Annotated in this window: 31 protein-coding genes and 4 pseudogenes; 17 read left to right on the forward strand and 18 right to left on the reverse strand. The window is 58.0% G+C overall.

Annotation, left to right across the window (positions count from 1 at the left end):
* Positions 1-122 precede the first annotated feature (122 nt).
* Positions 123-476, forward strand: coding sequence for a hypothetical protein (locus tag NKJ28_RS30140; RefSeq protein ID WP_352638184.1), 354 nt, complete (start codon positions 123-125; stop codon positions 474-476).
* Between the two features lie 213 nt (positions 477-689).
* Here NKJ28_RS30140 and NKJ28_RS30145 read toward each other — a convergent pair whose 3' ends face one another.
* A complete protein-coding gene (locus tag NKJ28_RS30145; protein ID WP_352638185.1) occupies positions 690-980 on the reverse strand; it encodes a helix-turn-helix domain-containing protein in 291 nt (96 codons plus the stop codon).
* Positions 981-1,631: 651 nt separating this feature from the next.
* Here NKJ28_RS30145 and NKJ28_RS33095 point away from each other — a divergent pair.
* The gene (locus tag NKJ28_RS33095; RefSeq protein WP_502899169.1) at positions 1,632-2,015 is read left to right on the forward strand and encodes a DUF6074 family protein; all 384 of its coding nucleotides are present in this window, start codon (positions 1,632-1,634) and stop codon (positions 2,013-2,015) included.
* 101 nt (positions 2,016-2,116) lie between these two features.
* Positions 2,117-2,302 carry a hypothetical protein gene (locus tag NKJ28_RS30155; protein WP_352579783.1) on the forward strand — a complete coding sequence of 62 codons (186 nt, stop codon included), beginning with the start codon at positions 2,117-2,119 and terminating at the stop codon, positions 2,300-2,302.
* A 30-nt stretch (positions 2,303-2,332) separates the two neighbouring features.
* Here NKJ28_RS30155 and NKJ28_RS30160 read toward each other — a convergent pair whose 3' ends face one another.
* The 12 genes and pseudogenes from NKJ28_RS30160 to NKJ28_RS30215 form a co-directional block, all read right to left on the reverse strand.
* Positions 2,333-2,530 carry a hypothetical protein gene (locus NKJ28_RS30160; RefSeq protein WP_352572056.1) on the reverse strand — a complete coding sequence of 66 codons (198 nt, stop codon included), beginning with the start codon at positions 2,528-2,530 and terminating at the stop codon, positions 2,333-2,335.
* 116 nt (positions 2,531-2,646) lie between these two features.
* Complete coding sequence (locus NKJ28_RS30165) at positions 2,647-2,886, reverse strand: DUF982 domain-containing protein (RefSeq protein ID WP_352456143.1); 240 nt, start codon at positions 2,884-2,886, stop codon at positions 2,647-2,649.
* A gap of 8 nt (positions 2,887-2,894) precedes the next feature.
* Positions 2,895-3,140, reverse strand: a complete 246-nt coding sequence (locus NKJ28_RS30170) for a DUF982 domain-containing protein (protein WP_352638187.1) — start codon at positions 3,138-3,140, stop codon at positions 2,895-2,897.
* 8 nt (positions 3,141-3,148) lie between these two features.
* Entirely contained in the window at positions 3,149-3,394 is a 246-nt protein-coding gene (locus NKJ28_RS30175; RefSeq protein ID WP_352479083.1) for a DUF982 domain-containing protein, read from the reverse strand.
* A gap of 232 nt (positions 3,395-3,626) precedes the next feature.
* Complete coding sequence (locus tag NKJ28_RS30180; protein ID WP_352450353.1) at positions 3,627-3,869, reverse strand: DUF982 domain-containing protein; 243 nt, start codon at positions 3,867-3,869, stop codon at positions 3,627-3,629.
* A 353-nt stretch (positions 3,870-4,222) separates the two neighbouring features.
* Positions 4,223-4,450: a hypothetical protein gene (locus tag NKJ28_RS30185; protein WP_352638188.1), complete on the reverse strand. Its 228-nt coding sequence runs from the start codon at positions 4,448-4,450 to the stop codon at positions 4,223-4,225.
* A 1,297-nt stretch (positions 4,451-5,747) separates the two neighbouring features.
* A pseudogene (gene tnpB / locus NKJ28_RS30190) lies at positions 5,748-6,064 on the reverse strand (IS66 family insertion sequence element accessory protein TnpB); the annotation flags it as partial.
* A gap of 46 nt (positions 6,065-6,110) precedes the next feature.
* Positions 6,111-6,518, reverse strand: a pseudogene (gene tnpA / locus NKJ28_RS33100) (IS66-like element accessory protein TnpA); the annotation flags it as partial.
* A 160-nt stretch (positions 6,519-6,678) separates the two neighbouring features.
* Complete coding sequence (locus NKJ28_RS30200) at positions 6,679-6,918, reverse strand: hypothetical protein (RefSeq protein ID WP_352458821.1); 240 nt, start codon at positions 6,916-6,918, stop codon at positions 6,679-6,681.
* Between the two features lie 240 nt (positions 6,919-7,158).
* Entirely contained in the window at positions 7,159-7,959 is an 801-nt protein-coding gene (locus NKJ28_RS30205; protein ID WP_352638190.1) for a DUF4336 domain-containing protein, read from the reverse strand.
* A gap of 71 nt (positions 7,960-8,030) precedes the next feature.
* Positions 8,031-8,294 carry a hypothetical protein gene (locus NKJ28_RS30210; RefSeq protein WP_352579249.1) on the reverse strand — a complete coding sequence of 88 codons (264 nt, stop codon included), beginning with the start codon at positions 8,292-8,294 and terminating at the stop codon, positions 8,031-8,033.
* An 851-nt stretch (positions 8,295-9,145) separates the two neighbouring features.
* The gene (locus NKJ28_RS30215; RefSeq protein WP_352638192.1) at positions 9,146-9,445 is read right to left on the reverse strand and encodes a hypothetical protein; all 300 of its coding nucleotides are present in this window, start codon (positions 9,443-9,445) and stop codon (positions 9,146-9,148) included.
* 231 nt (positions 9,446-9,676) lie between these two features.
* Between NKJ28_RS30215 and NKJ28_RS30220 the strand changes: the two genes are divergently transcribed.
* The 7 genes from NKJ28_RS30220 to NKJ28_RS30250 all read left to right on the forward strand — a co-directional run bounded on the left by NKJ28_RS30220 (position 9,677) and on the right by NKJ28_RS30250 (position 18,025).
* Positions 9,677-10,819 (forward strand): helix-turn-helix domain-containing protein, encoded by a 1,143-nt coding sequence (locus tag NKJ28_RS30220; protein ID WP_352638194.1) that lies wholly within the window; start codon positions 9,677-9,679, stop codon positions 10,817-10,819.
* A gap of 307 nt (positions 10,820-11,126) precedes the next feature.
* A complete protein-coding gene (locus NKJ28_RS30225) occupies positions 11,127-12,869 on the forward strand; it encodes a putative bifunctional diguanylate cyclase/phosphodiesterase (RefSeq protein ID WP_502899171.1) in 1,743 nt (580 codons plus the stop codon).
* Positions 12,870-13,045: 176 nt separating this feature from the next.
* The gene (locus NKJ28_RS30230; RefSeq protein WP_352638230.1) at positions 13,046-13,567 is read left to right on the forward strand and encodes a ubiquinone biosynthesis methyltransferase UbiE; all 522 of its coding nucleotides are present in this window, start codon (positions 13,046-13,048) and stop codon (positions 13,565-13,567) included.
* Positions 13,564-14,742, forward strand: coding sequence for a class I SAM-dependent methyltransferase (locus NKJ28_RS30235; protein WP_352638195.1), 1,179 nt, complete (start codon positions 13,564-13,566; stop codon positions 14,740-14,742). The genes NKJ28_RS30230 and NKJ28_RS30235 overlap by 4 nt, the downstream gene beginning before the upstream one ends.
* Positions 14,739-17,105 carry a SpoIIE family protein phosphatase gene (locus NKJ28_RS30240; RefSeq protein ID WP_352638197.1) on the forward strand — a complete coding sequence of 789 codons (2,367 nt, stop codon included), beginning with the start codon at positions 14,739-14,741 and terminating at the stop codon, positions 17,103-17,105. Before NKJ28_RS30235 ends, NKJ28_RS30240 begins: the two co-directional genes overlap by 4 nt.
* Before the next feature lie 2 nt (positions 17,106-17,107).
* Positions 17,108-17,668 carry a slr1658 superfamily regulator gene (locus NKJ28_RS30245; RefSeq protein ID WP_352638198.1) on the forward strand — a complete coding sequence of 187 codons (561 nt, stop codon included), beginning with the start codon at positions 17,108-17,110 and terminating at the stop codon, positions 17,666-17,668.
* 18 nt (positions 17,669-17,686) lie between these two features.
* Positions 17,687-18,025 (forward strand): slr1659 superfamily regulator, encoded by a 339-nt coding sequence (locus NKJ28_RS30250; protein WP_352450368.1) that lies wholly within the window; start codon positions 17,687-17,689, stop codon positions 18,023-18,025.
* A gap of 213 nt (positions 18,026-18,238) precedes the next feature.
* Here NKJ28_RS30250 and NKJ28_RS30255 read toward each other — a convergent pair whose 3' ends face one another.
* Together NKJ28_RS30255 and NKJ28_RS30260 are read right to left on the reverse strand one after the other, a co-directional pair.
* Positions 18,239-18,403 (reverse strand): hypothetical protein, encoded by a 165-nt coding sequence (locus tag NKJ28_RS30255; RefSeq protein WP_352638235.1) that lies wholly within the window; start codon positions 18,401-18,403, stop codon positions 18,239-18,241.
* 77 nt (positions 18,404-18,480) lie between these two features.
* A pseudogene (locus NKJ28_RS30260) lies at positions 18,481-18,932 on the reverse strand (transposase); the annotation flags it as partial.
* Positions 18,933-19,023: 91 nt separating this feature from the next.
* On the opposite strand from NKJ28_RS30260, the pseudogene NKJ28_RS30265 reads away from it, so the two are divergent.
* A pseudogene (locus tag NKJ28_RS30265) lies at positions 19,024-19,493 on the forward strand (SOS response-associated peptidase); the annotation flags it as partial.
* Positions 19,494-20,039: 546 nt separating this feature from the next.
* Here the strand turns inward: NKJ28_RS30265 and NKJ28_RS30270 are convergent.
* Entirely contained in the window at positions 20,040-20,564 is a 525-nt protein-coding gene (locus NKJ28_RS30270) for a helix-turn-helix transcriptional regulator (protein ID WP_352638199.1), read from the reverse strand.
* 1,194 nt (positions 20,565-21,758) lie between these two features.
* Between NKJ28_RS30270 and NKJ28_RS30275 the strand changes: the two genes are divergently transcribed.
* The 3 genes from NKJ28_RS30275 (at position 21,759) to NKJ28_RS30285 (ending at position 22,982) form a co-directional block, all read left to right on the forward strand.
* Entirely contained in the window at positions 21,759-22,100 is a 342-nt protein-coding gene (locus NKJ28_RS30275) for a hypothetical protein (protein ID WP_352638200.1), read from the forward strand.
* A gap of 357 nt (positions 22,101-22,457) precedes the next feature.
* Positions 22,458-22,640 carry an excalibur calcium-binding domain-containing protein gene (locus NKJ28_RS30280; protein WP_352638232.1) on the forward strand — a complete coding sequence of 61 codons (183 nt, stop codon included), beginning with the start codon at positions 22,458-22,460 and terminating at the stop codon, positions 22,638-22,640.
* A gap of 21 nt (positions 22,641-22,661) precedes the next feature.
* The gene (locus NKJ28_RS30285) at positions 22,662-22,982 is read left to right on the forward strand and encodes a hypothetical protein (RefSeq protein ID WP_352638201.1); all 321 of its coding nucleotides are present in this window, start codon (positions 22,662-22,664) and stop codon (positions 22,980-22,982) included.
* A 312-nt stretch (positions 22,983-23,294) separates the two neighbouring features.
* On the opposite strand, the gene NKJ28_RS30290 is transcribed toward NKJ28_RS30285, so the two are convergent.
* Positions 23,295-23,681, reverse strand: a complete 387-nt coding sequence (locus NKJ28_RS30290) for a hypothetical protein (protein WP_352638202.1) — start codon at positions 23,679-23,681, stop codon at positions 23,295-23,297.
* A gap of 146 nt (positions 23,682-23,827) precedes the next feature.
* On the opposite strand from NKJ28_RS30290, the gene NKJ28_RS33105 reads away from it, so the two are divergent.
* The 3 genes from NKJ28_RS33105 to NKJ28_RS30305 all read left to right on the forward strand — a co-directional run bounded on the left by NKJ28_RS33105 (position 23,828) and on the right by NKJ28_RS30305 (position 25,103).
* Positions 23,828-24,334: a hypothetical protein gene (locus tag NKJ28_RS33105; RefSeq protein ID WP_502899138.1), complete on the forward strand. Its 507-nt coding sequence runs from the start codon at positions 23,828-23,830 to the stop codon at positions 24,332-24,334.
* Positions 24,327-24,590, forward strand: a complete 264-nt coding sequence (locus tag NKJ28_RS30300; protein ID WP_352638204.1) for a hypothetical protein — start codon at positions 24,327-24,329, stop codon at positions 24,588-24,590. Before NKJ28_RS33105 ends, NKJ28_RS30300 begins: the two co-directional genes overlap by 8 nt.
* Before the next feature lie 258 nt (positions 24,591-24,848).
* Positions 24,849-25,103, forward strand: coding sequence for a DUF982 domain-containing protein (locus NKJ28_RS30305; RefSeq protein WP_352638206.1), 255 nt, complete (start codon positions 24,849-24,851; stop codon positions 25,101-25,103).
* Positions 25,104-25,455: 352 nt separating this feature from the next.
* Here NKJ28_RS30305 and NKJ28_RS30310 read toward each other — a convergent pair whose 3' ends face one another.
* A complete protein-coding gene (locus NKJ28_RS30310; protein WP_352638208.1) occupies positions 25,456-25,932 on the reverse strand; it encodes a Ros/MucR family transcriptional regulator in 477 nt (158 codons plus the stop codon).
* Positions 25,933-26,222: the final 290 nt, after the last annotated feature.

The raw sequence follows: 26,222 nt of genomic DNA on the forward strand, positions 1-26,222 counted from the left end.
GGCCATCCTAAGGCTGACCTACGACCAGAGTTACAAAAGTTGAACTTCATCGGGGAACACTCCTTCTGTCTGCCTGTTCAATTTGCCAGGCGCATCCCGCGCATTCAGACAGGAGAAAGAAGATGAAACGCATCCTTTTGGCTTCGGCCGTGCTGGCGGTGTCGGCCGGGCTTTCCGTTGCCCAGACGACCAGCGGAACTTCGAGCGGAACCTCGACGAGCGGAACCTCGACCACGACGCCCATGCCCAGTACGACGGATCAGGGCACCGGCACGACGAGCAGCGGCACCAACATGTCCGGCGATCAGGGCACCGACACGACCACCACCAGCGGCACCACGAATCCGAACTCGGCCAGGGACTGCGCGCCCGGCCAGCAGACTGGCAGCGCTCAGCAGGCGGCGCCAGGTCAGCAGGACACGACAGCCAACACCGCCGCGCCGGGCCAGGTGAAAAAGACCGACCAAGCTTGCTGATTGGCATTCGCGCATCTTGCCTGAAGGGAGCTGCGGCCGCGCTCAGAGGAGAGGCTAACAGGTGATTTCGATCGACGCGCTGTATTGCCGATAGTGCTAGAGCGATTCGAACCCTACATCGGACAACGTCTTCGGGGTTGATCGTTGCGGCCGGCTTTGCAGTGGTTCCGGAGGAACGGAGCTTCCGCCGCGTTGCCCGGCGGGCTCAACCCACTACTGACTTCTGCGAGCCAAAGCCGGCGATCTCAACTCGTAGAAGTGAGCGGACCGTCTCGCCAGCTCGCAAAATCCCGTTGGTGTCAGACCTGTAAAACGGCGGAACTCATGAACGGCCTGCGATTGATCAAAGTAGGCCTCATCGACAAGCTGCGTAAATTTCTCGTTCGGATCTTGCAATATCGCTTTGATAGTTCGTCTCAACCGCGCAAGTTGGCGAAAGCGGACCGGCGAATTTGCCGTTGCTCTCCTGAAACGGTTCTCAAGCTGTCTCTCGCTCAGTCCCACAAGATCGCAGATTTTGGAGATCGATGATGTTCCCGTCTCGAGAAGTCGGAAGGCGGCATCGAGGGTGCGCCGCTCTGCTCGGGGATTGAGACGTTGCTGTAGAAAATGGTTCAGCAGGTGGACCCGCGTGCTGTCAAGCGCCGTGGTTACGACCGAAGCTGCGTCGCATTGTAGAAATGCGAAATGGCAGCGAAATCACGCGTGGCTCCGGACGCGTCAGCAACATTGTAGATCCACCGGCCTGCTGCGGCTCGGGATCAGCACCGACGCTGCACGTGCCAAACAACAGGAGGAAGGCCGGAAGCTGAGCCAGACTCTCTTTAACGGGTTCGCCGTTGACGGGATCCTGTAGAATTCGCGGCTGACCGGAGCGGAATGCGTGGCGGTCTACGACCGCGCCGTTGACGGCAGGCTCAGGGCCCGACGGGCCACGGCGCTCATGCGGAACTCGTGCCGGCGCTAAGGCAGCTGAACGTCCGGGTTATCCGTGGCGACATTGCGTAAGGGGCCGTCGGGCTATCTCTAGGTTGCCCCCTGCCCGACGCTAGGTCCCACCCATCGCACAGTACCGATGGTCATGTAGACCGCGGCCCCACGACTTGCCCCAGTTACTTGAAGGTAGTCCGCGAGTTGGCTGGGTGCTGCCACGGCTTGGATGGAAGAGGTCGGAGCCCGCAACGGGAGGGGTTCGTTACCTACAGCAGGGCAGCGGATACGGGCCTCTTCAATCAGGGCTGGAAGGACAGTGCCGATGCGATCTTTCCATACCGACGGCACTGTTCCCAAGGGACCGATCGCCTTAGTCGAGGCGCAAGGTTACGTCTTCGCAGCATACCAACCGCGCTGAACGCTCGCACCTACCAAGCCGGACAGCGCTACTGGTCGCTGCATGTTGCACCGGAGCGGAAGAAGCTCGAACGCCGAGGCTTTACCTCAAGCCAGATCGACGCCGAGATCAGCCGCTATGCGACGGCGATCAGCCGCATCCTTCGCTCTCAAAAGCAATATGGCTCAACACCGGATAGTGCCGCATGAGCGAGGGAGCGAGCATATCCGTCCGCGAAGCGGAACGGAGTGGGGGTGTGGGGCCTCAGGCCCCGCGTCTTCCTTCTGTTGGCGCTAACGCCGCCCGCGCGATGGCATTTCGTTCCGCCGTCGCTTGGATCGACCAGTCGCTCGCGCATGTCGCCGAGGCAGTGGAGCGCATGCCCGATGACAGGTTCCTCGCCGAGCACCAGGCCGCGCACGATGAGCCGCGCTCGCCGTCTGTCGACCTGGTTGCCGCCGTGCTTGAGCGCGAGTGGTGGCGCCGGGTGGCCTGAAGGTCGCGACGAATGAAACGCCGGCCCAGTTCAATCCGCGCGACGTCCTTCAAAGCTGGGGGGATCGATCTTCACCAAGCGGTCTGCGGCCTCGACCGCAGTTCGTATCCTGCTGCACAGCGCGAGATTTTCGGCCAGCATTTCTTCAGTGCGTTGAAGCGCGAGCTCGGTCCGGTGGATGCGCTGCCTGGCATTGGCAACTTCCGATGCCAAAAGATCGGCCGCCATCCCGTGGCCGTGGGGTTCCATAGTGTCCATGGGTTTCTAATACATGGGGGGCGATATCGTTCCCTGATGTCGGGCGAAACGGCGGGCCGCAGAAAAGCGCGATGGGCACCGGCCTGCTACTCACGGAGCACCCCCTCCTCCTTGGCAGCAGCCTCGAAAGCCTGACGGACCTCTTCCGGAGTCACACGGTCCTGAAGGGCGTCGGCGCACAGTTGCACAGCCTTCCTCCACTTAGGTCCCATCTTGGTCCACTTCATGAGTTCCTCGGCGGCACCCTCGACGTTGTTGCACCCGTAGGTGACCCCAGGTCGGTCGGTCTTAACGTACACCGGAGGGGAGAACCAATGGGTTACCACGACACCTCCTACTCAGGGGAGAGATACACGTTGGCCTCCTTAGCGGCAGCCTCAAAGGCCTTTCGTATTATGTGGGGGTCAATCGAATCGCCCTCCAAGGCTGACAGGCAGAGGGTCACCGCCTTATGCCAGCGAGGCCCTCGGCGGGTCCACATTTTGAGGTGCTCAAGGGCTTCCTTCGCATTGTCGCAGCCATGCCTGACACCGGTTTCAGTCTTCACGAACACCGGAGGGACGAACCAGATGGGCGCCATGATACCTCCTACTCAGGGGAGAGATACACGTTGGCCTCCTTGGCAGCCGCCTCAAAGGCTTCACGGACCTCATGGGGGGAGGCTCTGCCCTCGAACGCATCCACGCAGGATTGGACCGCCTTGGTCCACTTGGGGCCGTTTGTGTCCCACGCCATGAGTTCCTCGGCGGCTCCCTCGACGTGGCTGACCCCATTGCGAATGCCCGGACGTTTCGTCTTCACGTAGACCGGTGGAGAGAACCAGAGAGGACCCATAAGGGGGAACTTAGAGCGGCAAGAGCCCGCCGACCAACCCCGAATTTAGCCGCAGCTAAGGGAACGATGTAGGCCCACGCGGGTTTAGAGATGGCAGCGGGATTCTTCGTGGATGTGCAGCCGCTGTGGGGGGGTCCGTCGCCTCTCCCTCACCGGCGGCGGGCTCCTTTCGCGAAGGCGGTGTTGGTAATAGACACCTAGAACCTTATACCGCATCCAATTTAGCTAGTTCTCATTGGGGGAGTAATGTCCCCTCCTCTTTTGCAGCAGCCAGGAATGCCTTGCGGGCCTCCTCAGGTTCCATCTCGTCGAAAATCACGGCCATGCAAACGCGCACCGCGAGGTCCCAGCAAGGGCCACGCTTGGTCCACTTCATCAGCTCCTCGCCGGCAGTCTCGGCGTTGTTGACGTTGTGGATGATCCCGGGACGTTCGGTCTTGACCGGGACCGGAGGGTTGAACCAGTGGAGAGCCATGCGGTCACTCTTTGTCGGCCCGATCAAGTTCCTCCAGCAAATACTTTTGCTCAGCCCAGTTCCCGTTCTACAGGCAGAGTGAGCAGGTTGCGAAGGTAATTGCGGATTACTCCTCTAGCTATTGAAAATGGCGCAGGACGGCGCGCTTTCGTTGCGGCCACAGTGACTGAAGTTGGCTGACAGCTACTCGCGACAGTCGAAAGCCACGCAGAGGCATGGCAGTTGCTGCCTCGACGATCGCCTCGGTTAGTTCTTCGTCGGAGGCCACCAAGCAAGGCGCAGCCTCCCGAGCTTCGCGTAGTGCAGCTTTGATCGAGACCGTGTCGCCACGGTCCGCCCTGTTGAGGAGGCGGTTATTCGCGAAGATCGAACCCGACGAACAGGCCAAAGGCTGGGGCAACATTGACAATAAGCTCCACCAGCTCGCAGTCAGTTTCCGCCAGGTGTGGCCCGTCTCGGCGCACCGCTGCAATAGTCTCTTTGACGGAGATGATTTGGCCGCGACGGGCTTGTAGGATTAGCTCGTGAACAAGGTGTTTGGCAGTCACTTTGTCGGGTCGGCAGTTCATCCAAACGTTCATACAAGGCCTCCCACCTCAGCGAGAACCCAAGGGAACATTCATGATCCTCTGTCGAGAAAAATCAAGAAGAATGTTTGATAACTTCGGAGTGGGAATCAGGGGGACAAGCCACGAAGCGAGCCTCTATACTCTTTGACCTGACGCTCAGCCAGCCGGCTAGGGACCTTCTTCCGTCGGGCCCTGTTTGGCCCGATCAATAGCCGCAAGTAATGACTGTAGGGTTGGCGGCAGTTCTGGTTCGACCTCCAGATTTAAGAATGTTTGTACGTGATGACGATAGCCTTCGGAACGGATCAGTTTCCGAAACGCTTCGGAGACAGACTGATGGTCTGCTTTGTTGCTCGTTGTCATGTTCGGGAAGTCCGTCCCAATGAGCCGCAACTCGCCCGCAACGAATGGGTTCCATCAGGAGGTCGGAATATTTGGCTGAATTTTCTGAGCGGGAGATCGGATAACTGGCTCGCGCGAAGACCCCCCGTGCCCCCTTCGTTTGCCGCAGCATTAATCCTCGCTCTTTGAACTGAAGATTCATGTCGATCTAGCGTCGGTGTTGCACATCGTGAATCTTGCACGAGTCCAGCCTAGTGCGTCGCTCGCGTCTTCGGACTACTGGTGAAGCAAGTCCGATGTGGGCCTATCGCGACCCCGCTTCACCTGCCGTCCAGCCGTTCGCGCATTCGCGATCGTCGCTCTCGGCAACAGGCGGCGCGCCCGGCCAGGACGTGTCGCATGTGCGCGCTGTCGAAGGAGGCGCGCAGCAACATTTCGCGTGAAGCCAACGCGGGCATCCGATCGATCGTAACCTTTCTCTGCAATGAGCGCCTTGTTGCCGGCGATGGGCCTTCGGCTCTTACGCATTATGGACCACATGGTGGTCCCGGCACCCGATGCCGGCAACAGGTCTGCTTCGGAGCGTCGTGACAGAACTGGGCGACATGGTTGCGGTGGAGTAGGCGCCGTCGCCCTGGATGAACAACAACCTGTCGCATGCGGTGCATGCGTTGTCGAAGCTTTCGGTCGGTCATGCCGCGGCCGCATCGACAACAACCGCAACGGCATCAAGTCGTTGCTGAAAGCGCGCAAGGTATCTGTCACGACATAGCGTGCCGGCGAAGGTCCGCCCTCGCGACAGGGATTCGTTCTAGGCCAATCAGTCGGCAACGCGTCCGGCCAGATGAGCGAGAGCTTACCCTCGGTGTTGGTCTCGACCCGGCTCGCATAGAGGTGCCGTGAAGGGACATCTCCAAACGCTCATCGACGGTCGTCGATCACTGCCGACTACGAATCGAGATCGTATGGCTCGTGGCCTAGCTCGTTGTGATGAAGCGCGGACGCGCCGCCAGTCGAGATCTTCGGTAGCGCCGAGAGCTGCGCGGCCGTCAGCCGCATCATGCCGTCATGCACTTTCGGCCAGCGGAACTCCCCATCCTCCAAACGCTTGGCATAGAGGCAGACGCCGGTGCCATCCCAGAAGATCAGCTTGATCCGGTCGGTGCGCTTGGCCCGGAAGACGTAGACCGCGCCGCTGAACGGATCGGCGCCCAACGTCTCGCGCACCAGCGCCGCCAATCCCTCCGCGCCCTTGCGGAAGTCGACCGGCTTCGTCGCCACCATGACCTTGACCGCACCCGTCGGCCGACGTCGCCTTCAGCGCGCGGATCACCGCCGCCACCGTCCTGGTATCGGCGCCACGGCCGACCCGCATGGCGATGCCGTCGATCTCAAGCTCGATCACTCCGGCGTCTCGAGTGGCTTGCCGTTTCCGCTGCTTCGGTGGATGCCTGGCTACAGGCTCCGCCGCCGTCGCAACCGCCGGCACGAAGGCAGGAGAATCTTGCTGCACCGAAGCGGCCTGTTTGCGCGCTTCGCGGCGCCAAGCGAAGACCTGCTGCGGCCTGAGGCCATACCGGCGGGCGACCTCGGAAACGACTGCGTTCGGCTCCAGCGTCTCCGCGATGATCCGCGCCTTGTCATCCACCGACCAATGACGCCGACCGCCAGCGCCGTTGATCACCTCGAAACGTCGAGGCTGCCGCCCCGGGTCAAGCGTAAGGTCAAGTCCAGACACAAGCCGATCTCCGATCCCATTACTGAACCGGCAACCTCACAGATCGCGACCACTCCCGAAAGGTGGTCCCAAAACAGCGCTTACGAAAAGACCGCCTTAGCCAATCCTCAACATGCCAGCGACCGACGCGTCGCGCCATTTCCGGGCGAAGGCTTATCCCCTATGTTCCAACACAGGCGAAGGTCAAATGATCGGTTTGAACGAAAGTTGCCGTCGTCTGCGCGATGACAGAAATTAAAGCACGGTATTGTGCTGGAGAACCGAAAGCACTCCCACTACCGCCTGCAGCAGTGCGATCACCACCGAGAAGGTTATTCAGCTTCGAAGAGGCATGGCGGCTCGTCCCATAAGCGGCACGCGGCAACACTACTTCGAGCGTGTAGGCTTCGCCAGTGGCCATCCGATTATCGACGTAGATTGCAGGATGAGGGCCGAGGAGGTGCTGCAAGGTCACTACTGCCCAGATGCGGCAGAGACCACGTGCTACACTGACAGCCAGCGTCGGCTGGAGTGTGAACTTTGCCGTTCGTCTCGTCCATCGAAACGAGCAAGGAGCGCCAGGAGCGCTCATAAAGCGATAGGGGCGAGCGGCGGAGCCGACCCGAAATGGACATTTGGCTTCCCCCAAACCACTGCGTTACTAAGCCGACTTTCCGAATATTCTACGGACAATCTCGTCTTCATTCGCATCGAAGCAGCGGCCGTGACTGAGAATCACCCGCCGCGGTTGCCACGACCGGAGTTTGCTTATTACTGCCTGTGTCTTCCGTCGATGCAGGAGAATTGGCAGCCGCATGCCAAAGAAAGTCCGCCCGTGCGGGTAAGCCATCCGAGTCAGGTTGGTCACCGTGCGCCAAGGCTCATCGATCATGTCCAATTCGAGATTGATGATCGTGTCTGTAAGGATCAGCGTCTTTGAAGCGTGGTGGAAGAATATGAACTCTTTGAAGTAGCTACCGGGAAACAGCATCTGGTCCATGTCCCGCCGCCACTCCTCCGGCGGATCGGCTTTCAACTCTCGTGCAAACGTCACATCCGCGTGCCGTGCGCGTGCTCTTTGGCGGACTCCGGGCGATGCCCATGTTGTTGCCTCAGGGAAAGCCTTCCACCACTCACCGATATGAGCGTAGTGAAACTGGTTGGGTGACACGAGGTGGCGAATTCTGCCCAAGTTCCGTAACTCTTCGGCCAACCTCGAAGCAAACTTGATGGGCGAATGAAGGAACAGATCGCCGTTCGATAGGCGCACCACCGTCATCCGAGTGGTGAATGGCAGCGGAAGTTTTATTCCTGCTACCGTCAGATACTCAAACGGACCGTCAACGACGCCGATATCGGGTCCCTGAGGTTTGTAGACGTTCACCGGCTCGTAAAGGGACGCACTCACAGCCCATTCCACTTCACCAGCTCGGCGCAAGGCGATGCACGCTATCTGGGCCAAGTTTCGTCATGCCGAACCGCAGCACCTGCTGCTTCTGGTGGAGCAACAAAACTTGCGCTCGAGGGCAAGTCTCAAGACGTGCGTGCCAAGGCAATCGAGATCACATCGTCCGTGTCAATGTCAGGCAAATCGAAGATCATTGGCAATTGCCGCGTCATGGCCATCTTCACGATCAACTCTTCCATCGATTCAACCGGAAGGCTGGCGTTTGAACGCTGCCGCATTAACAATGCAAGCTTGTGGACCGGCACGGGCGTCGACTTCGCGCGGTCATCTAAAAGCCTGCCGATTTCGATCAGAACGTCTGCGTCGATGGTGTTGGGCAATTCGCGCATGGTCTATTACTCCCTGCCCCTGACCATGCGCGCCGCGGGCAGCCGAGTCTCGGGAAACCTCCGTACGTTTTTAACGATGTTGAAGAGCGTAAATGCAACTCTCTGGCTGCAGAGTGGCGTGAGCCGATAGGCTCGGCTGATGTTCACCACCGGTCGGCCCGCCTTGCCGTGTGAATTTGTACCCCCTTTAGAGTCGTGAGACCATTCTGCGAGAATGTCTGGAAACGAGCTCATATTTGCCGGTGCTCGATCGGTGACGAAAGCGAGACGGACGCGACCGAATAGGGACTTAGGTGATAACCGCGAAACCATCGGCGTACTCGCTTGCGCCAAGATGCCAGCGATCGAGACTTCCGCGACAGCAACGTCCGCTTGCACCAAAAAGAGCTTCCGAAGCAAATATCAACCGCTGGAGGGAGTAGTATTGAAAGCACTGTGAACCCGTGCCCGCGGCGGTTTTCAAGTCCGGTGTCTTGGCAACAGCGCGTCGCGACTGAACGGATTCATGCGACGCGCCTTCCCGCAGCCGTTTGCCGATGAGACTTGACAGCCACAAGTAGTTCGCGCTCGCTGGTGTGAGCATTTCGAAAAATGGCCACGACCATTACTGTCAAGATTTCGGCCGCCGGGTCCAAAGGGTCGAGATGCTCATCCGCGCAGACCTGATCGAACACGCGTTCGCAAATAGCCAGATCATGAGGGCTGAGGCAGGTGCGATTGAAATGCCGAGGCAGCATCTGTGCGAACCTTTCAGGGCCCGCTATGGTGCTTGCGGCGGGCCTTTTGCTGATGAACCGCTGAAGCGGTGGCTGTCAAAATGACATTGTCATCTGCAGTGACTAGGAATCAATTTAGTTGGTTCCTGATTGCTCCTTTATTAATCCTAGCATAAGCGCACACTCACGGGCTTTATATTGTCCGGTAATCATAAGTCTATAGTAATCCTGCCGCTTGTTTTCCGGGACGTGAAATCCGCGCCGAAATTCGGCTGCCTCTTTCGGAGTTCGAGTGCAACCGAGTTTGCTGGCGGTGACTTTCAAACTCGCCAGTGAGCATCCGACCTTTGCCGCAATATTTTTCAACGGCTCGTTGTTGCCGTATCCATCCAGAATTATCCTCCGACGAGCTTCGCTGTTGAGCCTAGTGGCCATTTTGGTGGTCTCCTCAACTAATATTCCACGATGCCCGATTCTATACGCACCAGGCTGAAGAGTGTCGTTGGCGTCACATCCAGAAACTTATCTCGGCATGCATTTCTGACTGTAATCCAGCGTGATCGCCGTTTCAGTCGCCTCGAGTCGGCCAGTCTTGCCAGATGCCTGAGGTACACCACATGATTGAGAGGGGCATGGGCATACCCGAATCGGATATGACACCACGCGATGGATGCTAAAAGGCAAGAGGAGGCGCTTGCGAGGCAGGCGCTGGAGCGTGATCGACGTCGTTGGCCGCGCGAAGCTCAACCTTACAATGAGGGTGCCCCGTCACTTGCGCCGGCGCTCGAACCTTTGCCCTTTTCAACGCTCGAACTGGCGCCAGAGGATCAATTCGCCGCTTGGCAGGCGCATATGGCACCGCTCGTCGAGGTCAGGTTGCCGGATGACAAATCGCTCGACGATGGCTTTCCCGCCGACCACACGGCTTGGAACCTCGACGGCATGCTGATCGTTCAACAGCGCGCACCGGCACATAGTTATATGCGTTCTGCCGCGAAGCTTCGGTCCAGCTCGATCGATCACTGGTATATCGCCTTGCCACGTACTGGCCGGTCGTGGACGGAGGTCGATCGCCGTGTAGCGGAGAACCAGCCGGGTAAATTGGAGATCAGATCGCTTGGCTACCCGTTTCGCGGGAGGACAACGGACTCCGAAAGTCTCTTTGTCTATTTGCCGCGCGATTTGTTCGCCGATGCGGCGGCAACCCTGGACGCCAAGAACAATTCAATTCTGTCGGGCAACTTTGCCAACCTCTTGCTCGATTACGTCAACAGCATCGAAGCAAGACTGCGCAGCCTCACGGCTGACGATCTGCCCCGCATCGTGCACGCAACACGCAGCATGATCATTGCCTGCCTCGGGCCTCCGGCGGAACAGGTTGCGGCCGCCGAACTATTGACGAGTGTCGCGCTAATGGAGCGAGCGCGTCGATACGTCCACCACAATCTGGATGCGGCTCATTTGACACCGGATTCAATGTGCCGGGCGCTCGGCGTCTCGCGCTCTCGTCTCTATCAGTTGTTCGAACCAAGCGGCGGTGTTCTCCATTACATACAAAGTCGCCGCCTTCTAGCAGCCCATATTGCGCTAAGCGATCCGGCGGACAGCCGGCGCATTGTTGAAATTGCTGAAGCCTTCGGGTTTAGTTCAGCGGCTAATTTCAGCCGGGCATTCAGCAAGGAATTCGGTTACAGCCCCCGCGAAGGCCGCAGCACTGTGGTGTTGCCGCGCCCCGCCAACTCTGTTTCGCTTGCCGGACAGGAGAAGGCCTCTTCCTTTGAAGATTGGCTCAAAGCGCTCGGAAGCTGAGTACAGGATCGGCGATGCTGATGGAGCGGGCTCAAAACAGCGGGGAAGGCCACGCCGCACAATATCTTCGTGTCGCGACCACCGCGCCATCAATCACATAGCTGATTCCCGCCAATTCACGATTTATTAACGAACTGTGACTGTTCGTCGTTACCGATAATTTGCCGCCAATCACGGCGGAGCGTACATTGCAATTACGCTGCATGCCGCGCTTGTTAAGAATTCGAGTTGAAAGTTTGCTAAGATTGACAGTTATGCTATTTCTAGACTGGGGCGCGCGAATTTGCACCGCCTATGGAGGTGGCTCTTGCGCCCAAAGGCATCAGGCGTCGGCACGGAGAGTGAGGGGCCTTCCTCGAGCGATGCTCTACGTGGCGGCGATGGGGTTCTCGCTGACCTTTTGGCGAACACGACCGAACTTTTGTCGATCTATGACCGCGACTTCCGCTTGACGCACTATGCAACCAGGCTCAAGGGCGTGTACGGAGGCGCGGTGGCGCTGGGCGCCGCCATCTGGGAGATCTACCCGAGCTTTCTCAATGCGAGGTATCGCGACGATTTCCTTCGTGTGTTCCAGGGCGGCTCTCCGGCGCGGATCGACTTGCCGCCATCATCAGGCGAAGCGCCCCGGTCCGTTTTCGTCTTCGCCACTGCAAATGGTGTGGGAATCATCGAATCAAGGGCGCACGGCGGGCGGAGCGCTGCGGAGGAGCAAGAGCATGTAATTCTGCTCCATCAGGCGACGCACGACGTGCTGACCGGACTGCAGAATCGGCGACAATTCGGCGAGCGGCTCCAGCAAGCACTGGCGGCCCTCGGCGGACCAAAGCCTAAAGCCGCCCTGTTGCAAATCGACCTTGACGATTTCAAAGCGGTCAACGACACGCTCGGCCATGGAGCAGGCGACACTCTTCTTCAACTCGCGGCGGGTCGTATCCGCGACGCGCTGCAGGACGGCGAATCCGCATACCGGTATGCGGGCGATGAGTTCGCTGTCATCCAATTGGGAAAGGAGCAGCCAGCAGAGGCTGAACGCCTCGCCGGATCTCTAGTCGACGCGTTCAAGGACCCGTTCGTCATCAACGGCATTCCCGTGTTCGTCGGCTCGAGTATCGGAATTGCTTTCGGGCCGGAGCACGGGACCGATGGCGAACAGTTGATGAAAGCCGCTGACATTGCTCTTTACGCGGCCAAGACAGATGGACGCGGCTGCGCTCGAACATTCAACCGTTCGATGCTGCTCTTGCTCGAGCAACGCGAGAATCTCAGGCGCAGCCTTCGAACCGCGCTGGAGCGCGGCGAGCTTTATTTGGAGTATCAGCCGCTCATTCGGCCTCCCTCGTCAGTGACCGGTTTCGAAGCGCTGCTGCGGTGGCGGCACCCTGAGGTCGGAATCATTCCACCCAACGTGTTCATACCGATCGCCGAAGCCGACGGTCTGATGGACGAGATTGGACGATGGGTGCTCGAGGAAGCCTGTCGCCAGGCGTTGACGTGGCCTTCCTCGCTGACAGTCGCAGTGAACCTGTCGCCGGCTCAGTTCCTTAGCGGTTCGCTGACGGACACCGTCGCTCAGGTCATCGACGCAGTTGGGATTGAAGCCGACAGACTTGAACTTGAGATAACCGAGAGGGTTCTACTTGAGAAGACGATCGACAATATAGACACATTGAATACGCTGAATGTCTTGGGAATACGAATATCGCTAGACGATTTTGGAACATACTATTCATCGTTGAGCTACCTTAAAAATTTTCCCTTCGATACGTTGAAGATAGATCAGTACTTTATTGCGGACTTGGAGACCGATCTCAAAAGCCAAACGATCGTGCGATCGATCATGAATCTGGCGCACGGCCTCGGGATAAATGTCACTGCCGAGGGGGTCGAGACCCCGGCACAGGCACGGTGGCTGATCAAGGAGAATTGCGATTGCCTGCAAGGCAACTTCCTGGGTAAGCCGCTTGGAGCCGAGGCGATCAGCGGTTTCATCAGGCGGTCCCCGCTGAGGGTGGTACGCGCGATGGAGGAATCAAAACAAGCGCTCTAGCGCCTTGCGCCCTTCGTTAACGGTGAGGCGGAGATTTCTAGAACGATCGAGGCAGATATCGCGCAATTCTTCGAGTCGGTGCGAGACTGACTCATTACGGGGCGCGGAGAAATTTTTCATGGCGGAGGCCATCACCCCGCGAGAGCTCAATACTGATGGAACAAGTGAGGATGCCGATGGGACCTGTTCATCATGACCTGGCTGGCGAGCCGACTTTTGAGCCGATGATCCAGATCGACATGGAAATCAAAGCTTTTGTCTCCGCTTGGAAGCATTGCGATTATGTCTCGACATACGTGGCCCGGATGATCAGTCAAAACAGGTCAGACTCGGTCCACCATTCAAATCTCTTTTCCTCTGCCTTCAACGAATTGCTGGAAGTCGCCTTTCGTACTCGCCATGCCGACGGCGAACTGGCATGCAGGGTGTCTCGCCATGGCGCGACGGATAGGATCGAGTTAACATTTCCTTGCGTGCCAGAGGAGCGCCAATTCTACGAAGAAGCCGTGTCGCAGTTCGTAGGAATGGAGGCCAGAGAGCGGTATCTCAATTCGGTGTCGGGAGATCTCGCGCCCAGCCGCGAGGTCGTACTCCTGGAACTGGCTGTTGACTACAACGCGACACTCTGGATCGAGGACGCCGACGGCGATGCAATCAAGCTTGTCGTGGACCTTCCGCTTGAGGGCTTGCAACATTGAGCCCTTACGACCTTCTCCCGCGCTTCAAGGCGCAATACGACGCCAACAACCAGGAGTTCTCCATTTCGGGAGTGGTCCGGCCTCAGGCGATCGATGAGCTTGGGCCGAGCATAGCATTGCTCCGCGATGCGATCGGCCATGTGCGCGGCGTTCTCTACGTCAATGTCAGGCGCCTGACGCAGATGAACAACGCTGCGTTTCACAGCTTTTCGAGGATCATCATCGACGCTTGTCGCGCTCGACCCGATCTCAAATTCGTGGTCATCACGTCAAGCGTCGTCGGATGGACCTCGCGAAAATTCGGTCGCCTGAGCGGAATCGAACCGAACATCACGGTCGAGGAGTATGACACTGAATTCTATCCGGGGCAGGGTTTTCTTGAGGAAGGCGGGTTCGTACCCATCCTGCGCACTCAGACAAAGATGACTTGGCGCCACGAGCGCACAATCTTGCCGCGACACGGCATGAGGCCCGGGATCGTCATGGCCGACATCTGTTGCGGGATCGGTGATTTCGCCGTGCTCGCGCAGAAGGAGTTCCAGCCATCGCGGATCGTCGCCCTCGACCACTCCATATCAAGCCTGAACTATGCTCGACAAGTGATGCGGGAATTCGACATCCGGGGCATCGAATATAGCTATGGCGATGCCTCGGAGATGCTGCTCGACGAAGCGCAGTTCGACTTGGTCACCTGCCGACATTCCCTTCAAATCTTCAATCGACCTGAACTCATTCTCAAGGAGCTCTACCGCATCTGCAAGCCAGGCGGGCGGGTCTATATCACCAACGAGAAGAATTCGCATTGCCTCGGCGAGCCGCGCGCCGAAAGCATTCGTTGGACCTACAACGAGGTGGCGAAGCTGTTCGGGCATTTCGAGATGGATGTCGAGCTTGGGCCCAAGAGCCGGCGATACCTGATCGAAGCCGGATTCGAAGACATCCGTGTGGAGACCTTCATGGTCACTAACCTGGACGGGGATCCGCAGGACTTCGCCGATGTCATTGCGGCCTGGGCGGACGTCTATGCGGGCGAGATGGCGACCAGACGCGGCGATGGACCGGAGTTCGTCGCACGCTTCCGGCAGGGCTTCGAGGATCATGTTTTCGCTGCGCTCCACCCCAAGGGTTATGCGGGTTGGCCGATCTGGGTCGCATCGGGGCGACGGCCGCAATGAAAGCCGACGATGAGCCTACACCGCGATTCGGCCTGCGCTCCTTTCGAGCGAAATTCGTATTGGTCGTTGGCGGCGCGGTATTGTTCGACCTCCTTTTGAGCGGTGGCCTGGCGCTTTGGAATGTTCAAAAGCTGTCGCGCGACGCAACCTCCGAAGTCGGTGAGGGCCTGACGATCGCAAACCAGGAATACATTCGTTCCTATGCCGAATCGACAGCGTTAAGCGTCGACCTGCTGCTCGATCGAGTCCATGGGGACGTCAAGGCGTTGGCCGGCGTGCTGCAGGCCCAGATCGACGATCCAAGCAGGCAACAACAGGTCGGAGCCACGCTTTCGCAGGAGGCGCCGGGCTCCGTGAAGGTCGTCTACGACTCGCGGGGCGATTGGGCGCAGAACCTGCCGGGAGCGCCTTCCGTGGTCAGCGTCTGGGGCTACCTGCTGGGCGCCGACCACAGTCCGCTGCCAAGCGTTCAGCAGGAAATAGAAGACAGCACCGTGCTGGACCTCGTTGCGCCGACGCTCATGGCCAGCGGGTCATCCAAGCTGCAAATGTATTATATTGGTCCAAAGGAACGGCCGATTTTCAGGACGGTACCGTATACGGACCAGGCACAGACCTTCGACCGGCTCTACCCAGGCCACAACAAGGCAGAGTTCTGGGAGTTTTTCTTTCCGGGAATCTATGGGTCATGGCAGCAATGGGCCAGGGATCCAGCCTCACGTCCGGTCTCTGACGATATCACCCAGACAGCGCCTTACACCGATGCGATCACGGGAAAGCTAATCGTCAGCTTTTTCCACCCGCTGTGGACGCGCGATCGCACCGGTATCGCTGGTACGGCGGGAGCAGACATCACTCTCGATCAACTCGCGGAAGTCGTCGAACGTGTGAAGATCGCTGAGACCGGGTTCGGCTTTCTCACAATGTCGACTGGCAACGTCGTGGCGATCAATCCGTCAGGCCAGGCAATCATCGGCCTGACTTCATCGAGCGATGCGGGCACCCAGGGCGTCACCGGCCTGGAGAGGTCCCTGCGGGGAAGTACGCAGCCGGCTATCGCGTTGCTGCCTCTCGACCAGAACAATGACGGTGTCATTCAGCATGTCATGCTCGCCGACAAGGGCGAACGCGTACCCTACATTGTTGTCCTCAAAAGATTAAAGCCGACCAATCTTTGGAGTTCGGGACCGATCAAGTCCGAAATGATGTCGGTCGGGATTGTCGTTCCCGAACGAGAGATCTATGCATCCCTGTTCGCCGCGCAGAGGAGTATTTCCCGCGCAACCAATCGTATCCTGCTCTTTCAGATCGCCGCGATCGTCGTTTCGCTTCTGATAGTTTTTGCCGCCGTGCTCGGAATTTCGAAGCGGATCACGGCAGGCCTCAGGGCGCTTGCCAGCGCCGCCCAGCGGCTCCAGTCCAAAGATTATTCAGTCCGCGTGAGCATTCCAACGCGCGATGAGGTTGGAGCGGCGGGAATCGCTTTCAACCGGATGGCCGAGCAGATCAGCTTTCACACGGAAAACCTCGAGCAACTCGTTGACGAACGAACCAGGGAACTTGGGGACGCAAATCAGGAGATTTCCGCACTCAACGAAAAGCTGCAGGACGAGAACGTCCGACTTGGCGCCGAACTCGCGGTCGCCAGGCAGATCCAGATGATGGTCCTGCCGAAACAATTCGAACTCGAAGCTATTCCGGGGCTGGAGATAGCGGCCTACATGCGGCCGGCCGACGAGGTCGGCGGTGACTATTATGATGTCCTGCAGAACGGGTCGCGGGTCAAGATCGGCATCGGCGACGTGACCGGCCATGGTCTGGAGAGCGGCGTGCTGATGCTGATGGTCCAATCCGTTGCACGGGCGCTGCAGGAGACCAACGAGGAGGATCCGCACCAATTTCTGGATCGGCTGAACAGAGCGATCTACAAGAACATCGAGCGGACGAACACCGGCAAGCATCTCTCGCTGGCCTTTCTTGACTTCGAAGATGAGCGGGTAACGCTATCCGGCCAGCATGAGGACGTTCTCGTCGTGCGTGCGGACGGAGACGTCGAACGTATCGATACGATGGATCTGGGTCTGCCGGTCGGCCTCGAGAATGATATCTCGAAGTTCATTGCCACGCGTGACATCCTGTTCGGAAGCGGGGACGTGATCGTGCTGCACACCGACGGTGTGACCGAGGCCGAGGATCAAGACAAAACTCTGTTCGGGTTCGAGCGCCTCTGCCAGAGCGCGCAAAAACGTCACGGCAGTAGCGCCGAGGACATCAAGACCGGCATCATCGACGATCTGATGGCTCATATCGGGATCCAGAAGATCCACGACGACATCACCCTCGTGATCATAAGGCACAAATAGCAATGACAACGCTGTTCGGTACCCCTGACATTGCAATCGGGATGAAAGAGAGCGTCAGTCGCGTGCGGCTGTTCGACGGACCTCTCGACTTGAGTTGGCGTCATTGTGCCACGACCTCGGACTTCATCGCCGATCTTTTCGCGTTGCGCTTCCGGTCGTCCCGCAATGACTACTTGGAAGTGCGACACAGCATCGGATATCTGGTCAACGAACTCATCGAAAATGCCGTCAAGTTTCGCGCACCGGGTGAGATCGTGATCGAGGCGTCGATGGATTCGGAGTGCTTCAAGCTCAAGGTGTCGAATGACGTCGATGGTGAAGATGCGTCTGAGTTCCAAAGTCTCCTGGCGGACATCACGGTTGGCGACCCCGTGGACCTGCTGATACAGCGAATTGAAGAGAATGCCGCGAACCCCGACATGGCAGGCTCCGGACTTGGATTGCTGACGTTGATGAGCGACTACGGCGCACGCCTGGCTTGGATATTCAGCGCCGCCGATGAAAGCGATCGGATTTGCGTGGAGACATATGCGTCCATTCCGATCTCGCAAATTCACAACTAAATGAAACGAAGCAAGACCATGGAAATCAAGACAGACGACTACCGTGTGTGGACTGAAGGAAGCGAAATTTTCTTCGACGGTGCGATGCGGCTTGCCAGTTCCGAGGCCGGTGCGCCTATCTCGGCGTTGGCGACCAGTGTTCTTGCCTGTAATCCGGCTTCCATTACGCTCAATCTTAAGGATCTTCACTTTCTAAACTCTTCCGGCATCAACCTGCTCGCGAAATTTACCATCGAGGTGCGCAAGCATCCCGATGTTCGACTCGTCGTGCGTGGAACGCCAGACATACCCTGGCAATCGAAATCATTGCCGAATCTGAAGAAGCTGCATCCCGCTGTGGTGCTTTTGATGGACTGACGAAGGTCGTCCGAAATTAGCCAAAGGACGGCGTGCAAGAGCGCTGCAAGAGCGAGATATGTACGCCCGGATAAGTATTCGGATGCGAAGCTAACGACAATTTGGCCACGTGCGCAGATGCTCGCAATGGCTTGGCGAGGGCTGGCACAGGCGGCAGGCGTCCGGGTTGGGGGGATGTCGGGCCGCCTGTGCCGATCAGCCGTCGCTGCGCAGTCAGAAGTGTGGCGTCGTGCAGTCGCGGTCCACGACCGTGAGATAGATCTTGTCGCTCGACGGCGCGGGCGACTTCGGCAGTGGCACGCGCTTGCCGGGATCAAGCAACTTCGCGAGCTTCCTCGCAAAGCCCTTGTCGAGCAGCCCCGCGACCGGCTCACGCATGTAGGCAGGAATCCGCGATGTGCGTGTCCCGTACGCCGAATGCAAGCCGCGCGGCTTCGAACGCGAGATGCAGCCGCTCCGAAGTTCGGTAGCAAGCCGCGGGGATCGTTCTCAACGGCAATGGCCTTTTCCTGCAAGAGCTTGCGGGCGGTCAGCAGCGCCCGGCGCTTCTGGCTCGTCAGGGTCTTCACATGCACCGGGCGAAACAGGTTGACCCGCATCATCTGCGCATCTGCGCAATGCCGCGGGCATCATTGCGATCGGTTTGTTCACCTGCGCCTTAAGGAATGCCTTGGTGTGGCGGGTCTCGATGCAGATCACCGGCAGGCCGGCCCTGGCCGGCCTTCGAACAACCACTGCGACAAAGGCCCGGCTTCAAGCCCAACCCGCTCAACCCACCAGGTGGGCTCCTTGAGCACCCGTGCCAGATCCTCCGGATGGCTCGCCACCTTTATCTCGCGGCAAATCTGGCGGCAAATCTGGCTTCGTCGATAATGCAAATGGCGGTCTCTTTCACTGACACATCCAATCACGCGTAATGATTCATGCTGCGCTTCTCCCTTCTGATGCTTGTGGCTGCCCATGCAGACCACGTTTATCATCAGCTCGAAGCGCAGCGCGCCAAGAGCGAGACCGTAAAGACCAACGGCATGTTCAAAGCCGCCTATCAGTCACGCCGCGCGCTGATGCCGATCGACGGCTTCTTTGAATGGAAGGACCGCTTTGGCACGGGCAAGAACAAACAGCCCTATGCCATCCCGATGAAGTCGGGCGAGCCGTTCGCCTTGGCGGCGCTCTGGGAGGATTGGCGCGACCCCGCTACCGGCGACAACATCCGCACCTTCACGCTGCTGACCTGTGAGCCGAATCCGCTCATGGCGACGATCCACAACCCTATGGCGGTGATTCTGACGCCCGAAGACTACATCACCCTGACGACCCCGGCCCGGAACATCTCATGAAGCCGTTTCCAGAAGAGCTGATGACCATGTGGAAGATATATTTTCTCTCGTTGTTACGTTGTGAGCATGCTTCTGAATCCGGTTCTTTGGCCATTATGAGGGGCACAGACAGGCAGGCAAAAGCATAATCACAACGTGACAACCGGCGGTTCAATCTGAGGAGAGAAAATAGAAAACGACATGATCGCCCTAACCACCCAATTCGATGCCATCCACCCGGAAAGCGGACGGATAGTCAAGGTCGTCGGCACCGACGGCACCAGCGCATTCTCGCCGAAACTTGTGCTTCGTCACAGCTGTCGACGGGACGCACGTCGAGGCTTTGGACTACGTCAAGAACAAGCGGCCGGGGGCATAATAGAGCAACCACAAGGCCGGTGATATCTAAGGATTCTGCGTGCGGTAGAAGGCGCAAATTACAAACGCGATGCCGATGAGGCGCATCAAACCAGGGGAATATGAATAGGCTACGAAATAGGCGATCCCAAGCACAGCAGTAGCTATCAACTACCTGGCTGTGTGCTTGTCCGTAGACGCCATTGCGGCTTTGGTGCCTGCGAGTGATTCTCTTTTTCGAGATTCATACTCCTCTGCCCGCCCCGCGCCATCGCCCAGCGGAAAATCAAAGCGTTTCGGGATTGGCTGTCTGCTGAGATGGATCCAAACGACGGCCCTTATGGCAAGACTGAAATGCGCCCAAGAAGAGCCACCAGTTCCGCCTGACGTTTCGTTTCGGTCTTGGCGAACAGCGAGGCAAGCTGGGAGCGGATCGTGGTGCGGCTGAGGCGCCAACTGCGGGCGATCTCCAGCGGCGCATCGCCCTGAGCCAAGCGCAATGCCAAGTGCGTTTCCGCGCTCGTCAAGCCAAACATCTTTTGCAGTGTCTGAGGATTTGGCCCCGACCTGTTCTCGCGGTCCAGTAACGCCACAATGCTCGTTCCGTCAGGAGCGATAAACCCGTTCTCGTTCAATATCACCGGCTTGTCGCCGTTGCTGCGGATCACCACCCACGATAGTGAGCCCGGCAGGAAATGGGCCGGAACATTCGCGATCAGCCGCCTCAAGGCCACCGAAAGACCGCTGGCCGTATCGGCCACTTCTCCCTGGCGCTCCAGCGTGGTTTGAGCGGCTGCGTTCCATTCGACCACTTTCCTCTCGCGGTTCAGCACGAGATAGCCGCAGCCGATGCGATCAAGCATGCCGGTTATGGATTCCAGGCTGCGTGCTCTTGGCTCCCCGACCCCTGCGCCCGATGCACGATCTGGAGGAAAAACATAAGAAGGCCGCGTCGTATGCGCCTCATGGTTATACTTGGTCGTTGTCGCAATATATCGGCTACCCGAAACAGCATCGCTGTGTCTATCCATCAGAGTCATTTTCTACCCCTACCCAACGTTTCACCAGCCAGAATAAAGTTATTCGTGATCTACAGAAAGTCTTCAAGTTATAATATCCATTCCGTAATAATCTTACTCGAAATCTGATAATTACACTGTTAAGATTCCCAGAATTTGCCCGCAATCGCGAGATTTATACCGTCCATAGATCATCAGCTGGTTGTAATCTTCCCGTTTGTGTTCCGGCATATGAAAGCCACGCCGAAATTCCGCCGCCTCCGTCGGGGTTCGAGTGCAACCGAGTTTACTGGCGCTGACTCTTAAACTCGCCAGTGAGCATCCGATCTTGGTCGCAATATCTTTCAAGGTTTGTTATTAAGGTATCGATGAAGAATTACCTTGCGGCGGGCTTCGCTTTTGAGCTTTGCGTTCATTTCGGGGGCTCCTCAACTATGCGTTCACAACACGCGATTCTATACGAATAAAATTGAAGATTGTCGTTAGCTTCACATCCAGAAACGTATCTCGGAATGCATTTTTTAAGATTTCTTCATGCCGCCAAGCTGCCAATAATATTCCTGCTCACCTGTTTCCGAATGCGCTCAAGTAAATGATCGTCCTCAAGGTCCATCTTCAGGGCCGTCTTCAACGCACTCTCGACACCGCGTCGGGCGGTCCGCTAAGAGGAACGACAATGAGCATCATTCGCTTGGATCGCGAAACCAAAGCTGAACTGCATTCTGAAGCGGTTAAGCTCATCGCCGGGCAGCCCCCTAAAGACGATAAAGGCGCTCATGGCGTATAAGTGCGAGCTTGAGACTCAAATTCTGGCTCTCGCTCACCGGCACCCTGGATTGGTGACCCTCGGGTATGACGACACGCGGCCAACCTTGGAATGAGCCATGGACGTCTGTCATGACGGCGAGCGACCCGGGACTTTTGACTTACAAGGAACCCAAACGGTCCGGAACAAGAAATGCCGGGCGGAGAATTCGAGGCCGAGGCAGCCGGTCATGACTGCTATCTTGTTTGCAGCACGACGGGGTCGAGTTGACGATGCACGATCTTATCAGTTTTTTGGAAGCGAACTCCACGCTGGTGCTGGCGAACCCGGCCGTCTTTGCCAGTTTTGCCGTTCTCTTCGGAGGAGGCGGATTTGAGGTCGGCCGCTATTTGTTGACCGAACGTCTCGCGAATCTGGAAAGCCGCATTGCCAGACGTGACGAGGAAATTACTGAACTAAAGGCAAAGAAGAAAGTACAAGATCGGGAGCCGCCGATGGTGCCGATAATCGGTACTATTGCAATTGGTCCCACCAACCGAAGTGACCCTGTAAATGTGGCAATTGGACAAGCTCGATGCAGAAGCGGCCGGGCGACTGCCAATGGAAGTCGATGAGCGTGTCAAAGGGCAGCCATCCGGCTTGTCGGGAAACCCACGAGAGCCACTGGGCGAATGGATCGACAGTTGCGCTAACGCGCTGGTTGAGGCGATCATCGCCGTCACGTCTGTCGTCGACATCAAGGCAATCATCTCGACAGCATCTGCGGCCCTCCGTGGGCGAACGGTCTAGCCGAGACTTTGGCCGATTTTCAAAACCCACCCGGCACGACTGGCAACTGCGTCGCCACCTTGGGCGTATTGCATGCCCGCTTAGCTTGCCGCATGTTCGGATGGGGCTTGGGAGGGCTGAAAATGCTGTTCTTCGTGGCGGTTTGCTTCTCTGCCAGCGCGACAACCTATCCAACTTATCCGATGAGCGCTTCGCCAAATGAACACATCGCTCAATCGTGGAGCTGTAGCCCGCGAACGACGTGCGGAAAGATTCGGTCCTGTGCGGAGGCAATCTGGTACCTGCAGAATTGCCCGTGGGGAGGCAATCTCGACCGCGATGGCGACGGAGCACCCTGCGAAAACCTTTGCGGCAGCAGCAATTGAGTACCACCACGGACTTGGCCAATGACACGCGGATCTTTCGCGGAAGATCTCGAAACCGCCGCTGAGCGCATAGCCGACATGCCTCGCGCGGATTTGCAGATTGTCCTGCGTCGCGCTGCTTTGATGCTAAGAAACGTCGGTGGCGTGCCGCTTGAGCCAGCAACCGCAGACGCACTCGATTCCATAGCAGCCGAGATGAAAATCGGCAGGCCGGAGCTTATCCAGATCAATCTGCGAGAATGGCTTGAGGCCAACGCGTATTTGCCGTTTCGGACTATCGACGAGGAAAGCGAGACGGGAGCGCCTAAACAAGGTCTGCTAGTTCCGACCTCCAACGGATGACCGATTTCCGCGTCTTTCAAGGCGCTGCATTCAAAGCGCACGTGCTTTGTTTCGGGCGTCACCTAGGGAAGGGCAACAGGAAAACATTTCCAACCATTAGCTTGTTGCGCCCACATTCTGGCGGCGGTCTATCTGGTGCGCATGCCGATCTTACATGCATGCCGAAGTCTGCCGGAAAACTTCCTTCGCCTGGCCGGTGCTGCCATTGGTGGCCGGCGCCAGCGACGGCCGAGACGCGCCCGGCCCTGGCGGCCCAGCGGTGTACCGGCCAACAGCCGCATTCCCGCAGCCGGGCTCGATCGAAAAATGCCGTCACTCGTCCCTCCACACGACGCGCCGCTCCCATCTGATTTCAACCAGCCGGCGGAAGCGGATCGTCTCCAATTCCTGACCGACAGGATGGAAAAGTTCGGCTCTCATCCATTCGTTGCGACCGCATTTTTCGCAACGGACCTTTGCCCGCACCTGGTCAATGGTGACGTTGCCGATCACCTTCCGCAGCTCCAGCGGCTTGTAAAAACGCTTGATGTTGCAGTGGCCGCAGCTGATGCGGGCCACCTGCCCCGTATTGTGGGCATGCATCAACGTCCATGGCGCGCCCCTCGGCCACTTTTCGGGTTGTTCTGGCATGCCTAGAAATGAGGAACATTTTCCTCGTCCGTCAAGGCGCTCTTGACTTTTTGTTCTGTTTTTGTTCACTTGCAACGTCAACAGCAAAAGGAGGCAGATATGAACCTGCTTTTGCGCGTCAAGGGTACCTCGGGCGAGGAGATTTTGCGTGGGTTATTGGCCCCCGAGGCTGTATTGGAGCGTGCCGGCATCACAGCAGACAAGCAGCAGAAGGCATGTTCGCGCTCGAGGGCTGGGACATAAGTGGTTTTCCCGATGACGGCCAGCCGACAGAAAAAGAAGACAAAGCCGCTCAAATCTGGATGAAAGCCCAGCTAGCGGCGCTTGAGGCATGTTGCGCTGGTTGGTCTGCCGAGAAAAGGCCGGGTGCCGCAGATTTGGAATTGCCGACCGACCCGGAAGCACAACTCGCCGACCTAGATGTCCGCCTCCTTCGCGACCTCAACGAAAGCCTTACGGGCAAGGTGAGCTTTCTTCAGTCCTTTGAGAGCACCAAGACAGGCTTTCTGGGCCGCGACGTGCTTCTTGCTGGTCGTCGTCGGCCATCTGTTCAGAAGGATATCGGCGGCTTGGGCAACCCGCTCCACAGTGCAGATAGTGTTCCGCGACCTGCCGAGTGCAACGCGCACAGGCTCCTCAAAACGATGCTCTTGCAGGCGCACCTCCCGAGTCTGGAACGTGACTCAATCCTCGGTCATGTGATAGGTTCCCGCCATGTCTGATCATGTTCTGCCCGGTCAAAAGAAGCCCAAGCTAATCGTCGTGGTGGCGTTCGATCGAGGCGAGGACGGCGAACTGTTTTCCGCCTTTGGTCCGGCCGATCAGCAAAGCGAGGAACGCGCCATCCGCACCGGTCAGGCGCTCGCAGGGAAGCACGTTGGCGTAATAGCATGGAGCCGCGACGCCGACCCGGCCGTTGGCGACTACGGTCCGCCGACCGTGCTATTCACCAGCGGTGACGTGCCGGATATGGAGTAAATTCAGCCCCGAGATCCATTTCGCGGTGTTCGGAGAACTCCCCTTCACTGGGTATTTGTGGATCATTTATTGGGTAACGCCGCTCTTGGCGAGGCGCTCTTCGAAAGTAGGGGGCCAAGCCCGACGTGCTGAAGCACTGGCCAGCGTCCATCGCGGCGGCAGCTTCTGGGCCAAGCGGATGCCTTCAGTTACTTGCGGACGTTTGATGTGGCGCAAAGGATCCGCAGAAGCTAACATAACTTGTTCTTGGAGGCTGTCGTGCGTACGAGACGTTTCAGAAAGCCCGTCGTCGTTCAACCCGGCCGGATCGATCGCGACAGAGTTGTTGCGTCGGTATCCGACGCGGCCGAAGTTCTGCTGAGGGATTGGCCGAGGCCGGAGGGCAAGTCGCGGCTGGCCGCAATCGAAGCATGCCTTGCCGTAATCCGTGGAGAAAAACCACCAAGGATAGCGCGCCAGGCGTTCATCGCTGCTGCCAAGGAGGCCAGGATATTGCTCGGGGAAGAAATTTAGGCTTACCCAGCACCCGTATGGCCATGCCCTTGAAGCACGGAGCGCTGCTGGATTCAGCGGCTTTGTTGCTTTGTGGCATCGAGCAGAGCGAGATGTATCGATGTAGTGCGATTTTACCGATATGATTTGATTGTCTGTTGAGGGCGACGATGTATCCGGTCGACTTATCGATCGCACATTGATCGACCTCTCCTGCCCCCGCCAGGATACGAGGACATGAAGACACAAGCCGTGCTGAAGCCTGTGTTGTGGCGTGAGCGGCGCTTACTAAACCGCAAAGCCAGGCAGCTCATTCCCAGCCACGCCACCTAGACCATCTAGACCTGACGGCATGGCCCGAAGTCGCGCACTGTCAGGCTTTGGCCTTGCGCTTTGTCGGCGCTTTCCTTGGCGGCGTTTTGGCAACCGCCTTGCGGCCGAGACCGGCAGCCTTGGCAAGCGCAGACCGCTGAGCCGCATAGCTGGGCGCTACCATAGGATAGTCCCACGCCAAACCCCACTTGGCTCTGTACTCATCAGGCGTCATGCCAAGCAAGCCCAGGTGGCGCTTCATCGACTTGAACTTGCGCCCGTCCTCAAGGCTTATAATGTATTCGGGAAAGATCGACTTCTTAGGATTTACCGCAGGCGTAAGTATTGGCGATGGTGCAGCGACCGGCCTAGCCAGGCCAGACAACGCAGAATTAACGCTGGCGATCAGATTCGGCAGATCCGCCACGGGCGTTGCGTTGCTCTGGACATAGGCTGCGACGATATCTGCTGTCATCCCTAGCAGATCGGCATTTCTCTGCCCAATTGCTTCCTTCATCAAAATCGTTCCCTTGTTCATCTCCGGGGTTCCTATTTGGAAAATTCGGCCTGCGCAATTGCAAAACAACGACGCTGGATTGCTCCAAGCACCGACTTCGGTGTACTGACGCCTGGCTCAGAAGAAAAATGAGATCGGTCGGCCCGCTCTCGACGGTCGACCCCAAGTACACCACGCACGGGCATCGCCGTGCGCTGCGAGAGCGGGCGCAGTTCAAACTCCGGGCAGACTTTCAAGGTTGTGAGGCGCCGATCACGTCTGCGCACTTGCGCACCTTGGATCCTGCCGCGAGATCGTGCAGCGCGAGCCTG

Source organism: Mesorhizobium sp. M0145 (assembly GCF_040322355.1).
Classification (GTDB): Bacteria; Pseudomonadota; Alphaproteobacteria; order Rhizobiales; family Rhizobiaceae; genus Mesorhizobium.